The following is a 13,273-nucleotide window of genomic DNA, read 5'->3' on the forward strand; positions in this document are numbered from 1 at the left end:
GTGATTGAAGTGATAAGTCTACTTTCAACAAAGCTTCTTTTGTCCTTTGTCAAAATATCCTTTGTCCAATTAAAAAATGAAAGCGCCAGATTTTGATTTCGTGGTGTTGGGTAGCGGTATTGCGGGACTCACCTTTGCCCTGCAGGCCGCTGCCCATGGCCGCGTGCTGGTGCTCTGCAAAGGCAGTCTTTCTGAAACCAACACGGCCTATGCGCAGGGAGGCATCGCCGCTGTGCTCGACCCCACCGACTCTTTCGAAAAGCACGTGCAGGACACGCTCGAGGCAGGGGCTGGGCTATGCGACGAAACGGCTGTGCGCTTCATGGTACAAAACGCGCCTGCCTCTATTCAGTGGCTGCAAGGTATAGCCGTTGGTTTTGACGAAAATGAATCAGGCAATCTGGCACTGGGCCTGGAAGGAGGCCACAGCCATCACCGCATTGTGCATGTAAAAGACCACACGGGGTGCAGCATACAGCAGGCTTTGGAGTCGGCTGTGCGGCGGCACCCGAACATCTCCGTGCAGGAACATCAGATGGGTATAGAACTGCTCACGGATACCAGCAAGTCAGGTACGTTTTGCTATGGCGTACAGGTGCTGGATCTGCACACACAGGAGTTTCGGTCTATACCTGCGCATGCGGTGGTGCTGGCCACCGGCGGCTCCGGACAGGTATACCAATATACCACTAACCCAGGTATAGCCACCGGCGATGGACTGGCCATGGCAGCACGGGCGGGAGCCGAAATCCGAAACATGGAGTTCTTCCAGTTCCATCCAACTGCTTTGTACCAACCAAACGGCGAGGTTTTCCTGATCAGAGAGGCGTTGCGGGGAGCGGGAGCGGAGTTGGTCTTGCCGGACGGCAGTCGGTTTATGTACCGCTACCATCCGCTGGGTTCGCTGGCTCCGCGTGACATTGTGGCCCGCGCCGTGCTCACCGAAATGCAGAATCACAACAGTCCTTGCCTTTACCTGGATGTGCGCCATCTGCCGGCCGGACATGTGCGAAGTAACTTTCCTTTTATTTATCATAAATGTGCCACTATTGGCATTGAGGTTGAAAAGCAGCTTATACCTGTGGTGCCGGCAGCCCACTACCAATGTGGGGGCGTGAAGACCAACCTGCACAGCCAAACTTCCATCGACAGGTTATACGCAATCGGGGAGGTGGCTTGTACCGGTGTGCATGGGGCGAACCGACTGGCCAGCAACTCGCTGCTGGAGGGAGTGGTATTTGCGCAGCTTACAGCAGCGCATGTGGCGAGTTTAGTTTCTGGCCAATTGCCCACTATACCTGAATGTAGCTCAGGTAAAGACAGCACTGGCGCCTGGTGGCTAGGTATGGAGGCAGAGGTGGCACTAAGTCGGGCAGCCTTGCAAAAGCTGCTTTGGGAACAGGCGGGTATTGTGCGATCTACAGTAGGTCTCCAGCACTGCCAGTCCCAAATCGAGAGGCTGCAGCGGAAGGCGCAAGGTATTGCCGAGTTGACAGGTATACAGCAAAAGGTGCAGGAGCTCCATAACCTGCTCACTGTAGCTGAGTTGATCACGCGAGCCGCGCTGGCCCGACGGGAAAGTGTAGGTGGGCATTACGTGGCAGCGGCAACTCCGGCCGAGAGCCAGGATCCCTACAAAACACTTACTGTAGATGCTCCTGAAACAGGTATACCGGCACTTTTTTGAGAATAGTGCCGTACTGCTTATATTTAGGAAATTAAACACACTTGGAAGCGTACGAGAATTCAGCTAATCAGCAAACAGACAGCGCGTCGCGACTGAAGGCCATCATCGAAACGGCGATCGACGGCATCATCACCATCGACCGCAGAGGCATTGTGGAGTCGGTTAACCCGGCAGCTGCGAACATTTTCGGCTATCAGCCCGAAGAGATCATCGGCAACAACGTGAGCATGCTCATGCCGGAGCCCGACCATAGTTTGCACGATAAGTACCTGGACAATTATCACCGCACGGGGGTAGGGCAGATCATCGGCAAAGGACGCGAAGTGCTGGGCAAAAAGAAAAACGGTACCGTATTCCCCTTCCTGCTCAGCATCAGTGAGGTGCACCTGCGCGACAAACAGATCTTTACGGGCATTATCCACGACATCACCGAACTCAAAAAAACGGAGGCCGCCCTGCGCGAAAGCGAGAGCCGCATCAATTCCATCATCCAGACGGCTGTAGACGGCATCATTACCATCGACACGCAGGGAGTTGTCGAGATGATCAACCCCTCGGCTTGCAAAATGTTTGGCTACGACGACTCTGAGGTGATCGGCCGCAAGATCAACATGCTGATGCCGGAGCCCGATAAGAGTTTGCACGACAACTACATGCACCACTACCACGAGACCGGCGAGAAACGCATCATCGGTATAGGCCGTGAAGTGACAGGACTTAAGAAAGACGGCACTATTTTTCCACTATACCTGAGCATCAGCGAAGTGAAGCTGGCCGACCGCAAGGTATACACTGGTTTCATACACGACATCACCCGCCAGAAAATAACAGAAGAGCGCCTGCGCCGCTATGCCGCAGAACTGGAGCGAAGCAACCGCGAGCTGCAGGATTTTGCCTACGTATCATCGCACGACTTGCAGGAGCCGCTGCGCAAAATTCAGGCGTTCGGCGACCGGCTCAAGATAAAAGAATACGAGAACCTGAGCGAGCAAGGCAAGGACTACGTGGACCGCATGCTGAACGCGGCCAGCCGGATGCAGAACCTGATAAACGACCTGCTCACTTTCTCCCGCGTTACTTCTAAGTCCAAGCCGTTTGTGGCGACGGACCTCAACCAGATTGCCCGGGAGGTGGTCTCAGACTTGGAAATTGCCATCGAAAATGCGCACGCCAAGGTGGAGATTGGGGAGCTGCCGGTAATTCAGGCGGAGCCGACTCAGTTGCGCCAATTGCTGCAGAACCTGATCAGCAATGCCATTAAGTTCCGCAAAGACGATGTGGCCCCAGTGGTGAAGGTATATGCCAAGGAGCTGCAGCTGAAAGCCCACATGACCTCCACGCCGGGCGATGAGCTGGTGGAGCTGCATGTGGAGGACAACGGCATCGGATTCGAGGAGAAGTACCTGGACCGGATCTTCAACATCTTCCAGCGACTGGAAGGGCAGAAGTACGAAGGATCAGGTATAGGACTTGCCATCTGCCGTAAAATTGCGATCCGCCACGGGGGCGATATTACTGCCAAAAGCAAACCGGGCGAGGGTACGCATTTTATTGTTACTTTAGCGAAAACTCACTTGAAGGAAGAATCAAAATGAAATCGAACAGACCTATCGTGATCCTCATTGCCGATGACGACGCCGAAGACCGCATGCTCATCAAAGAGGCCCTGGACGAGAACCGGTTGAGCAACGCCATCCAGTTTGTAGAAAATGGCGAGGAGCTGATGGACTACCTGCACAACCGCGGCAAGTTCACCGACAAGGAAAAATACCAGACGCCCGGCCTGATCCTGCTCGACCTGAACATGCCGAAAAAAGACGGCCGCGAGGCGCTGAAAGAAATAAAAGCCGATGAGCACCTGCGCGTGCTGCCGGTGGTGGTGCTCACCACCTCCAAGGCCGAAGAAGACATCTTGCGCACCTACGACCTGGGCGTGAGCTCTTTTATCACCAAGCCGGTTACCTTCAGCTCGCTCGTGGACGTGATGCGCACCCTGAGCAAGTACTGGTTCGAAATTGTAGAACTGCCGAAACCTTAGCAAGTTTAGGAATTGGGGAGTTTGAGAGTTGAGGAGTTACTGAAAAAGTAAAGCGCTTTCATTCAGCTAAGACTAACCAGTATCATGAGCTTGTTAGCCTAACTCTAACCTTTTAAACTCACAAACTCCTAAACTCTCTAACTCCCAAACTCAAAATATGCCTGACAGAATTCGTGTTTTGCTGGTGGATGATGATGAGGATGACTTCATCATTGCGCGGGATATTATGGACGATATACCGGGGCGCAACTACGTGCTCGATTGGGCGCCATCTTTCAAAGAGGCGATCGACATTATCCGGGAGCAGCGGCACCATGTATACCTGGTCGATTTCAGGCTGGGTGCGCATGACGGGTTGGAACTAATCACGCAGGCGGTGAACGAAGGTATAGCCGCCCCGTTCATTCTGCTCACAGGCCAGAGCGACCGCGAAACCGACGAGAAAGCCATGCGGGCAGGGGCTCAGGACTACCTGGTGAAGGGCACCTTCAATCCTTATGACCTGGAGCGCTCGATCCGGTATAGCATAGAGCACGCCAAGAGTCTGGCCGAGATTCAGAAGCTGAACACCGAGCTGGAACAACGGGTGGAGGAGCGCACACAGGAACTGGCCGCGGCCATACAGAACCTGGAGAAGGCGAACCGCACGTTAAAAAAAGCACAGACCGAAATTTACAAGGCACTGCAGAAAGAGAAGGAGCTGCACGAACTTAAATCGCGCTTCGTGACCATCGCTTCGCACGAGTTCCGGACACCTTTGAGTACCGTGCTGTCGTCAGCATCACTGATCACCAAATACAAGACCGCCGAAGACGACGAAAAGCGCCTGAAGCACGTGGGCCGCATCAAGTCGGCGGTGCACAACCTGACCAACATCCTGAACGATTTCCTGTCGATCAGCCGCATGGAGGAGGGGAAAATACACAACGTACCGAGTAGCTTCGATCTGCAGAGTTTTGCGGCAGAAGTGGTCGATGAAATGCAGGGCTTCCTGAAAGAGGGACAGCGCATCGACTACCGGCACGAAGGCGACCAGCAGACCGTATACCTGGACAAGCAGCTGATGCGCAACGTGATCATCAACCTGCTCTCCAACGGCAGCAAATACTCAGGAGAGAATGACACCATCTGGTTCAAGACAGCCATCGAAGAGAATGTGGTCACACTGGACGTGCGCGACGAGGGGATCGGTATACCTGACGAAGACAAGACACACCTGTTCACGCCTTTTTTCAGGGCGCAGAACGTGACCAACATACAGGGAACCGGACTAGGGCTGAACATTGTAAAAAAATATGTAGAGATTATGGGTGGCGAGTTGCGCTATGAAAGCCAGCTGGGCCACGGCACCACATTCACCATCACTTTGCCATATACCGCACAGATATGAAAAAGATATTGCTGATTGAAGACAACCAGGAAATACGCGAGAACACTGCCGAGATCCTGTCATTGGCTAACTACCAGGTACTCGAAGCGCCGAATGGCAAACTTGGAGTAGACCTGGCCAAAAAAGAACACCCTGACCTGATCATATGCGACATCATGATGCCCCAGCTCGACGGCTACGGTGTGTTGCACATGCTCAGCAAATTCCCCGAAACGGCCAGTATTCCCTTCGTTTTCCTGACGGTTAAATCAGAAAAAGACGACTTCCGCAAAGGCATGAACCTGGGCGCCGACGACTACCTGACCAAGCCCTTCGACGATGTGGAGCTGCTGGACGTGGTGGAGATGCGCCTGAAGAAAAACGAGATCATGAAAGCCGAGTTTCAGCGCAATGTGCAGGGACTCGACAACTTCATTCAGGAGGCGAAAGGCTACGAGGAGCTCAACAAGCTGATCTCGGAGAACCGTCGTGTTACCATTTTCCGCAAAAAGCAGCACTTGTTCTCGGAAGGCAACTACCCGAGCAACCTCTACTTCCTCAACAAAGGCAAGATCAAGACTTACAAGGCGAACGAAGAAGGCCGCGAGTATATTACGAGTCTCTATAAGGACGGAGACTTCATCGGTTATCTCGACCTGCTTGAAGAGAAAGCTTACCGCGAGTCGGCGATGGCGCTGGAGGATTCGGAGGTATACATCATCCCGCGTGAGGACTTCTATACCTTACTCTACCAGAACCGCGATGTGGCCGGCAAGTTCATCAAAATACTCTCCGACAACCTGGCTGACCGGGAGGAGCGCCTGCTAAAGCTGGCCTACAACTCCGTGCGCAAGCGTGTGGCGGAGGCATTGTTGTTTGTGGAAAAGCAGTACAAAGAAGACCCGAACTACAAGTCAGAGGTATCGATCACGCGCGAGGACCTGGCCAGCATCGTGGGCGCCTCCAAAGAGACCGTGATCCGCACCCTGGCCGATTTCAAGGACGAAAACCTGATCGACACCCGCGGTAGCAAGATCACGATCCTGAATTCTCAGAAGCTGGAGCGGATGCGGAATTAGAACCGATCTATTCTGCGGCAGGCTGGAGGAGCACATAACTTGTGCTTCTTCCGCCTGCCGCTTCTTTTCTCAAAATACCTTTCGTAATCAGATCCTGAATATCGCGGCCAGCAGTGTCTTGCGAGCATTTGGCTATTTTGGCCCATTTAGAGGTTGTAAGCTTCCCTTCAAATCCTTCCTGAAGTTTGTTTATTAGAAGACGCTGCCGCTGGTTCAATGGAGTCTCCGCATGCACATCCCAAAACCTGACGCGCAGCAGCACTGTCCCAAGTTTTTCATGCGATACCTTCAATGCATTGTACAGGCAATCCAAAAACCATTGTAACCACGGTGTAATATCCAGCGCACCTTTTTGAGTTTTCTCTAATATGCTGTAGTAAGCATTTCGCTCCAATCTAATCTGAGCGGACATGCTATAATATCGCTGAGCGCTTTGCTCAGCTCTGGCTAACTGCATGTCTGTGATGGCACGCGCAATGCGCCCGTTGCCGTCGTCGAAGGGATGTAGGGTTACAAACCACAGATGGGCTATACCTGCCTTCAGGACAGGATCGAGGTTTTGCTGCTGGTTAAACCAATCCAGGAACAAGTTCATTTCATAAGGCAAATTGTCTGCATGGGGAGCCTGGAAATGTACTCGTTCACGACCAAGCGGTCCGGATACTACCTGCATGGGTCCTTTTTCGTTGTCCCGCCATTCACCTACGAGAATTTGGTGCATACCACTGCGGCCTGTCGGGAACAGACAGGCTTGCCATGCTTTCAGACGATCTTGGGTGAGAGCCTGCTCAAAGTGCTGCGTTGCATCCAACATCATCTCTACCACGCCCTCCACGTGCCTGTCTGACGGCACCAGACCAGCTATTTCTATACCTAAGCGTCGGGCTATGGATGAACGCACTTGTTCTGTGTCGAGGGACTCGCCTTCGATCTCGGTTGATTTGGTCACATCTTGTGTCAGTGTCTGCAGAACAGCTTCTGAGCGGGCCGTAAAGCCCAACGACTCCATCCGCCCGGCCATCAATCCTTGTAAGTAACGCACCTCGGCTAGCTTGTCCGTGAGTGCTTCAGCGTCCCATTTAAAGTTAGGCCAGTCCGGGTGATGGTATATATAGTAGCTCATCTAATAGTAAATGCGGAGAATAATCGCTCCAATCTCCGCATATTTGCGGAGATTGACAAGGCTATTCTCCGCAACTTCAAAACATCCTATTCCAAACATTGACATTTCTCCTACCCAAAAATGACAAAAGTCATACTTTCCAATACAGGGTTTTGAGAAATTTGCAGAGTATTTGAGAGAAAGACATGCAAAATCAGTTTAAGGCCCTGACATTATCTTACAAGCAAGCACCCATCGCCATTCGTGAAGCCGTATCGCTGAACGAGATCGGTTGCCGTAACCTGCTCGATAAGATAAGCGAGTTTACCGATGCGCAGGATGTGATGGTGCTTTCTACCTGCAACCGCACCGAGGTATATTACTCGGCTACGCAGGACCTTTCCCGCGAAATCATCAAGCTGATTGCCATTGAGAAGGGCTTTATCGCGACGAAAGAGATTACGTCTTATTTTCAGCATATTACGGACCACGAGCAGGCTGTGCAGCACTTGTTTTATGTGTCGCTCGGACTGGAGTCGCAGGTGGTGGGCGATATGCAGATACTCAACCAGGTGAAAAAAGCTTACCAGTGGGCGGCTGATGCTGGCATGGCCGGCACGTTCCTGCACAGGCTGATGCACACTATATTCTATACCAACAAGCAGGTGTTCAATCAGACGGCCTTCTTTGATGGTGCCGCCTCGGTATCTTACGCCACGGTGGAGCTTGTAGAGGAGCTGACTAGAGGCATGACCGATCCGCGCGTGCTGATGATCGGGGTAGGGGAGATTGGCGCCAATGTGTGCGATAATTTTGGCAAGTCGAAAATCAACAATATCACCATCGCGAACCGCACCCACCACAAGGCGCTGGAGCTGGCCCAGCAAACCAATGCCCGTGCTATTTACTGGGAAAACGTGTGGGAAGAGATGTCGAACGCCGATGTGGTGATTTCTTCTGTGCCCGGCGATTGCTTCTTCATCGGGCAGGCGGATGTCGCAAAAATGGGTGAGAACGCACCGCAGTTTTTCGTGGACCTTTCCATGCCGCGCAGCATCGACGCCGCGATCGGCAATCTGCCAAACGCGAAGGTATACAACGTCGACAACATCCGTAACAGAGCCACCGAGGCGCTGACCATGCGCATGGCGGCTATTCCACAGGTGAAGGAGATCATTGCAGAGGCGCTGGCTGAATTTGCTGCCTGGACCCGCGAGATGGCCATGTCGCCAGCCTTGCAGCAGTTTAAGAGCCGACTGGAAGAGATTCGTCAGCAGGAGCTGGCCCGCTATACCAAAAAGCTGGGTGACGAGCAGAAAGAACTCGTGGAGGCGATCACCAAAAACATCCTCAACAAGATCGTAAAACTGCCTGCCCTGGAGTTGAAAGCAGCCTGCCAGCGTGGCGAGTCAGAGGCCTTGCTGGAAGGACTGAGCGCCCTCTTCAACCTCGAGAAGCAGGAAGCCTAGGCTATACCTGGCAAATTGACTTTAGCGTATCGGAATAGAGAAAATCTTCAGAATATCGGGTACCCTGTAACGTGACTCCTGCTGGTTTTGCAGTATTTTCTGCCCGTACCGGAAATTGGCCTCCGCATCCATGGCTGGCATTTTTGTGATCGATTTGTAGACAACAGGTGGAGGAATAACGGGTAGCTTGTCTTTGGGCTCCTCGGGGAGTTTGGTGCGCAACACGGCCAGACGAAGGTCATATTCCGTCGCCCATGGCATCACATCCACCGTAGGCAGCTTGTTTTCTTTTCTTTCCAGCACAATTTTACGCGCCAGGTAATTTTCTGTGGTCTCCGAAGGCACGATCAGGTATAGCTTTTCGTAACCCAGGGCACCGAATACTACCGTGTCACCGGACAGCACGGGCATCGAAAAATAGCCGCTTTTGCGCGTGTGCGTCCCCCTTGTGGTGCCCGGCACATAAACGGCAACATCCTCCAACGCTGTCAGGCTGTCGCTGGCGTATACCATTCCCGAAAACTGAATGACCCTTTTGTCGACAGGCAAGGTGTGCTGCGCCTGCACTGCCAGGCTGGTAATTAGTACGAGCAAGAAGGTAGCGGCGAAGTAATACAGGCTTTGTTTCATGCAGAGCAGCTGAGAACTGGTTTGTTACTGCCTTACCGTGACATAAGCCGCCAGCCGGCCGCCAATTCCTTTTTCCCAGGCACCCAGACTAGCCTTTCTGGAATAAAAGCTCCCGCCTAATGCAGCGCCGTAAATGAAAATATACTTTTCGTGATTACTGTACTCGGGCAGGTATTCTATACCCAGAAAAAAATCTTCGTTCACCACCAGGCCATAGGCCTCCAGCGGAACCGTAACCCAGCCCTGTGTGAGCGGAAGCCGTCGGATGATGCTTTTCTCCACGAGGCGCTCACCGGGCAACCCGCTCTCGTTCTTGTAAAGATTGATGCGGAAAGTGGCGGAGTCGCGCTTGATGCTGCGCAGGTATACCGTGGCAGACAGGATCTCAGAAGTTTTGTTGTTGAGGTCGATGAATTTGCCCAGCTCGGAAATATCCTCTGACTGCGTCGTTTCGGCTGAGCCGTAAAGGAAAGGATTACGCGAGGTAGTGCCGAATTTTTTGACTTTCGCCGCTTTGCTGTTGACGACAACTTCTCGCAGGGCTGTGGTTTTTTCTGTGAGTTCAAAGGAAGTCAAACCACCAAGGAGGATTCTTTCAACAGGTATAGCTAACTCCTTATACCCGATGGCGGAGAAAGTGAGGGTATCCTGCAGGTTCTCTTCTTTCAGACTTATCCGGAAGCTACCGTCTGGCCTGGTGGCTGTCCCGACGTTCTTCTTTTTGATGCCGATGTTGACGTAAGGTATAGCCTCGTGCTGCGCGGCATTTCTGACCGTGCCACTAATCTGTAAGCCTTGTCCGAGAGCGAAGTTGGCAGTAAGAAAATAGAAAAAGGTGATGAGCAGTTGGCGCAGTTTGTGTTTCGGCATCAGAAGAGTCTCTTGAAAGTATGGGAGCTATACCCGCTTTAGGTATAGGAACTATCAAGAAGATTCAATTTCCGTAACATGGGTTGCAAGCGGCGGAGTAATTTTCGTAAACTCACCTGCCGGAACTCGCTTTTCTGTCTTTTTTAATTTGGGAGCTAATTCTGAAGAGAACGACTGCTGCGGTAACGGCGATGATGATTTTGCCATTGTTCTCATGGTATAACAAGGCACTTCCAATCACCCATAAACAGATATAAAGCACACTCACGAGGATGGTATTTTTCGATATTTTATTCATGACGAAGATCTTAGGTATAGCTTGGAATGGTTGATCATCTAAAAAATGAACTTGCTCCGTTAGTACTGCGCTCTTTTTTAGGCCGAAGCTCTAGCAAATATGCCGCAGTGACTGTGATGTTGGTATTGGTGGCGGAGATAAGTCGTTGTCTCTTGGTCATGATACTGTTCAGACTCTGGGTAAGTCTTGCCTCCAATTGAAAAGTGCCAAATGCAGTAGAACGCTGCACACCTACTCCTAAGGCGAGGCCCGCAAGCCAGGGTTTTTCAATTTCGTTTTGATAATAACCATTATGCTTCGTGTCTAAGATCGCATCTATGCTGTCGCGGTTCGAGAGAAGGTAGCTAATGGACGGGCCGAAGTTGGCTATTATTTTGGTGTTTTTATGCCCCCACATGGCATGCGTCATAAAAGGCAATTCGAGGTAATGGAGTTTTCGGGTATACGTAGTGGTGGAATCAATATGATCTGTCCAGCCGCGCTGCACCCAATTTAACTCTACCTGTACCCCCATCATGGGCTCATTCTCGTTCACCCGTACCGCATGCTTAAGCACTAGCCCCGCTGTGTATCCGGTTGCCCAGCCTTGGCCTTGAGATGGGTTGAAGTTGAATGATGAGAAACTGGAGCCGCCCTTGAGCCCAGCACCTGTGTAGGCAGTAGGATTTGGTCTGATCTGGGCGGTACAAAAGCTGGTGATTACTATAACAAAGGTTAGAGACAGTAAAAATATTTTCATGAGATATGGGCTAATTCAACTTCCAATCCAGTTCCCCCCAGCACTTCCAGTTCCTGGCCTTTTTCAGGTCTGCCGGCAAGCAGCGGCATGGCTTGGGAAATCAGTTCTCTCACGCCGGGTACCTGAAGAGAATTGTCGTGGTCTTCTTTGCTGTCCCATACCTCCGTCACCCACACGGCATCTGGATTGCTGCTGTCCTGACTGACCAGGTATAGCCGGCAGCCTATTGCCGTCGAAACCAACTTGGAGGCCTCTAACAATATCTGAGCAAGGTACGCGCCTTTCCCGGCAGTAGCCTGTAGTTTTCCGTGTAGACCGTATTTGTTCATAAAACAGGTATAGAAGTAAAGGGTATGTTGCTTTGTAACTATACCTGTAATTAAAACTGGGCGGTATAGAGATTAAATATAGCAAAAAAGATATGCAATTACTCAGTTGAACTGCACCTTCTTAACAAAAAAGCAGCAACCGACCCACCCCGATCAGCTGCTGCTTTTCAATTACTGTAGTCAGAAAATTTAATTCACTCTTAAACTCCCAAACTCTCTAATTCTTAGACTCTACTGGTCCCACCAAAGCGGCTCCGACAGCACAGGCGAATCTGGCGTGTTCGGGTTTTTGCTGCTTTCTCCTTGTGGGTAGGCGACCCTGCGGATGAAGGTAGGCAGGGCAGCGTTGACTGGTAGCGTGAAGTCAGCGTACTGGTAATTGTAACGACGGGCATCGTTCCAGGCTTCCGGATTGAGGTAGGTCACCACATACTTCTCCTTAAAGATCAGGTCGAGGGTCAGGTTGGCAGCTCCTACACTTACTGCGGTGTTATTCAGGTAAGCATCGCGCTCGGCAACCGGCACTTCGAGCTTGTCCATATGGGCGCGTATACCTTCCAGATAGGCGGTATAGGCACGCTGACTGTCACCGGCACGGAAAGCCGCTTCCGCTTCAACGAACTTCATTTCAGCATAGGATACAATCGTAATTGGAGACGCCTCGCCAGTGAGCGGTGAGTTACGCGAGATGTAAACCTCGTCCTTCACCGTGTTGTTGGCCGGGCCCACGTTGCCCACGCCGTTCGGTGTGCCCACGTAAGTGCCAGTCACCGTAGGGTCCGTAATACGAGATATTCGGGGATCCACGACGCCATAGGTGGTGCCGTTGAGTTGATTAACGAGCTGCTCCGAAAGCCAACCACCCAGTATGAGCGAGGCATTGCTTCGCGCTACCTCAGCCCAGGGGTTGCGCAGTGCGAACACGGCCATCTCGGCATCATCAGCATTGGACTCGTAGGAATTATCTACCGCGCTCAGCACAGCAGCCGGGTCGTAGGACGGTTTCTTACTCACTTTGTTGAGCAGCCTGGCTTTTAAGGCGTAGGCCGTCTTAATCCAGCTATCTTTATCCCCACCATGGATCAGATCGTTGTCATCGTCGAGTACAACCTTCGAGTCGGTCTTCTGAAGCTCGGCTATACCTTCGTCGAGTAGGCGCAGCGCCTCGGCATACAGTTCCTCCTCTGTGTTGAAAGCAGGGGTGAGGGTACTATTATTGAAGGCCTCCGTGTAAGGTGCATCGCCCCACAGGTCAGTCACCAAGCTCAGGTGGTAGGACATCAGGATATTGGCCACGCCTACATAGTCCGAGGCGCCTTCCTCTATACCTTTCTGCCGCATGTCGTAGATGTCGGCCATAGCCAGGTATAGCGCATCCCAGGTGCCGGTATAGTCGGTTACCTGGTAAGTGTCGGTGCCGCTGCCTGCCGTGGGGCTGGCCACATACTGCACAAAGAATGAAGTGGTAGCCGCTACCCGCTGGCTGTTCAGGCCAGTCTTGTGCGTAGTGGTGGAGAGCAGCGCACTGAGCGGTGCCTCTGGAACCAAGTTCGGGTTGTCATTCAGATCGAAGTAATCTTCACAGCTTTGTAAACCCATCGCTGCCCCTAGCATGGTAAGGGCGAGTGCGTATCTTACTATCTTTTTCATAATGTTTCTCGCT

Annotated in this window: 13 protein-coding genes; 6 read left to right on the forward strand and 7 right to left on the reverse strand. The window is 52.1% G+C overall.

Features of this window, described 5'->3' with window-relative positions; translation table 11 throughout:
* Positions 1-76 precede the first annotated feature (76 nt).
* From nadB to B0B12_RS00925, 5 genes are all read left to right on the forward strand, one after another.
* Positions 77-1,687 carry an L-aspartate oxidase gene (gene nadB / locus B0B12_RS00905; RefSeq protein ID WP_083704034.1) on the forward strand — a complete coding sequence of 537 codons (1,611 nt, stop codon included), beginning with the start codon at positions 77-79 and terminating at the stop codon, positions 1,685-1,687.
* 41 nt (positions 1,688-1,728) lie between these two features.
* Positions 1,729-3,282 (forward strand): sensor histidine kinase, encoded by a 1,554-nt coding sequence (locus B0B12_RS00910; protein ID WP_076665640.1) that lies wholly within the window; start codon positions 1,729-1,731, stop codon positions 3,280-3,282.
* Positions 3,279-3,725: a response regulator gene (locus tag B0B12_RS00915; RefSeq protein WP_076665641.1), complete on the forward strand. Its 447-nt coding sequence runs from the start codon at positions 3,279-3,281 to the stop codon at positions 3,723-3,725. Before B0B12_RS00910 ends, B0B12_RS00915 begins: the two co-directional genes overlap by 4 nt.
* A gap of 157 nt (positions 3,726-3,882) precedes the next feature.
* Positions 3,883-5,115 carry a hybrid sensor histidine kinase/response regulator gene (locus B0B12_RS00920; RefSeq protein WP_076665642.1) on the forward strand — a complete coding sequence of 411 codons (1,233 nt, stop codon included), beginning with the start codon at positions 3,883-3,885 and terminating at the stop codon, positions 5,113-5,115.
* The gene (locus tag B0B12_RS00925; RefSeq protein ID WP_076665643.1) at positions 5,112-6,173 is read left to right on the forward strand and encodes a response regulator; all 1,062 of its coding nucleotides are present in this window, start codon (positions 5,112-5,114) and stop codon (positions 6,171-6,173) included. Before B0B12_RS00920 ends, B0B12_RS00925 begins: the two co-directional genes overlap by 4 nt.
* A 7-nt stretch (positions 6,174-6,180) precedes the next feature.
* Here the strand turns inward: B0B12_RS00925 and B0B12_RS00930 are convergent, their stop codons facing one another.
* Positions 6,181-7,296, reverse strand: a complete 1,116-nt coding sequence (locus B0B12_RS00930) for a Fic family protein (RefSeq protein WP_076665644.1) — start codon at positions 7,294-7,296, stop codon at positions 6,181-6,183.
* A 185-nt stretch (positions 7,297-7,481) separates the two neighbouring features.
* Here B0B12_RS00930 and hemA point away from each other — a divergent pair, with 185 nt between their 5' ends.
* Positions 7,482-8,744, forward strand: coding sequence for a glutamyl-tRNA reductase (hemA, locus tag B0B12_RS00935; protein WP_076665645.1), 1,263 nt, complete (start codon positions 7,482-7,484; stop codon positions 8,742-8,744).
* 21 nt (positions 8,745-8,765) lie between these two features.
* On the opposite strand, the gene B0B12_RS00940 is transcribed toward hemA, so the two are convergent.
* From B0B12_RS00940 to B0B12_RS00965, 6 genes are all read right to left on the reverse strand, one after another.
* Positions 8,766-9,374, reverse strand: coding sequence for a carboxypeptidase-like regulatory domain-containing protein (locus tag B0B12_RS00940; RefSeq protein ID WP_076665646.1), 609 nt, complete (start codon positions 9,372-9,374; stop codon positions 8,766-8,768).
* A 24-nt stretch (positions 9,375-9,398) separates the two neighbouring features.
* Complete coding sequence (locus B0B12_RS00945) at positions 9,399-10,244, reverse strand: carboxypeptidase-like regulatory domain-containing protein (RefSeq protein ID WP_076665647.1); 846 nt, start codon at positions 10,242-10,244, stop codon at positions 9,399-9,401.
* A gap of 54 nt (positions 10,245-10,298) precedes the next feature.
* Positions 10,299-10,451: a hypothetical protein gene (locus tag B0B12_RS20160; RefSeq protein ID WP_170871795.1), complete on the reverse strand. Its 153-nt coding sequence runs from the start codon at positions 10,449-10,451 to the stop codon at positions 10,299-10,301.
* A gap of 125 nt (positions 10,452-10,576) precedes the next feature.
* The gene (locus tag B0B12_RS00955; RefSeq protein ID WP_076665649.1) at positions 10,577-11,281 is read right to left on the reverse strand and encodes a porin family protein; all 705 of its coding nucleotides are present in this window, start codon (positions 11,279-11,281) and stop codon (positions 10,577-10,579) included.
* Positions 11,278-11,610, reverse strand: coding sequence for a putative quinol monooxygenase (locus B0B12_RS00960; protein WP_076665650.1), 333 nt, complete (start codon positions 11,608-11,610; stop codon positions 11,278-11,280). Before B0B12_RS00960 ends, B0B12_RS00955 begins: the two co-directional genes overlap by 4 nt.
* A 231-nt stretch (positions 11,611-11,841) precedes the next feature.
* A complete protein-coding gene (locus tag B0B12_RS00965) occupies positions 11,842-13,260 on the reverse strand; it encodes a SusD/RagB family nutrient-binding outer membrane lipoprotein (RefSeq protein WP_076665651.1) in 1,419 nt (472 codons plus the stop codon).
* Between the last annotated feature and the right edge of the window lie 13 nt (positions 13,261-13,273).

It is taken from the genome of Pontibacter indicus (genome assembly GCF_900156345.1).
In the GTDB taxonomy this organism is placed as follows: Bacteria; Bacteroidota; Bacteroidia; order Cytophagales; family Hymenobacteraceae; genus Pontibacter; species Pontibacter indicus.

What these genes read in the sequence shown, in the direction of transcription:
- nadB (WP_083704034.1), top strand. Translation starts at nt 77, where the DNA reads ATGAAAGCGCCAGATTTTGATTTCGTGGTGTTGGGTAGCGGTATTGCG.
- B0B12_RS00915 (WP_076665641.1), top strand. Translation starts at nt 3,279, where the DNA reads ATGAAATCGAACAGACCTATCGTGATCCTCATTGCCGATGACGACGCC.
- B0B12_RS00920 (WP_076665642.1), top strand. Translation starts at nt 3,883, where the DNA reads ATGCCTGACAGAATTCGTGTTTTGCTGGTGGATGATGATGAGGATGAC.
- B0B12_RS00925 (WP_076665643.1), top strand. Translation starts at nt 5,112, where the DNA reads ATGAAAAAGATATTGCTGATTGAAGACAACCAGGAAATACGCGAGAAC.
- B0B12_RS00930 (WP_076665644.1), bottom strand. Translation starts at nt 7,296, where the DNA reads ATGAGCTACTATATATACCATCACCCGGACTGGCCTAACTTTAAATGG.
- hemA (WP_076665645.1), top strand. Translation starts at nt 7,482, where the DNA reads ATGCAAAATCAGTTTAAGGCCCTGACATTATCTTACAAGCAAGCACCC.
- B0B12_RS00940 (WP_076665646.1), bottom strand. Translation starts at nt 9,374, where the DNA reads ATGAAACAAAGCCTGTATTACTTCGCCGCTACCTTCTTGCTCGTACTA.
- B0B12_RS00945 (WP_076665647.1), bottom strand. Translation starts at nt 10,244, where the DNA reads ATGCCGAAACACAAACTGCGCCAACTGCTCATCACCTTTTTCTATTTT.
- B0B12_RS20160 (WP_170871795.1), bottom strand. Translation starts at nt 10,451, where the DNA reads ATGGCAAAATCATCATCGCCGTTACCGCAGCAGTCGTTCTCTTCAGAA.
- B0B12_RS00955 (WP_076665649.1), bottom strand. Translation starts at nt 11,281, where the DNA reads ATGAAAATATTTTTACTGTCTCTAACCTTTGTTATAGTAATCACCAGC.
- B0B12_RS00960 (WP_076665650.1), bottom strand. Translation starts at nt 11,610, where the DNA reads ATGAACAAATACGGTCTACACGGAAAACTACAGGCTACTGCCGGGAAA.
- B0B12_RS00965 (WP_076665651.1), bottom strand. Translation starts at nt 13,260, where the DNA reads ATGAAAAAGATAGTAAGATACGCACTCGCCCTTACCATGCTAGGGGCA.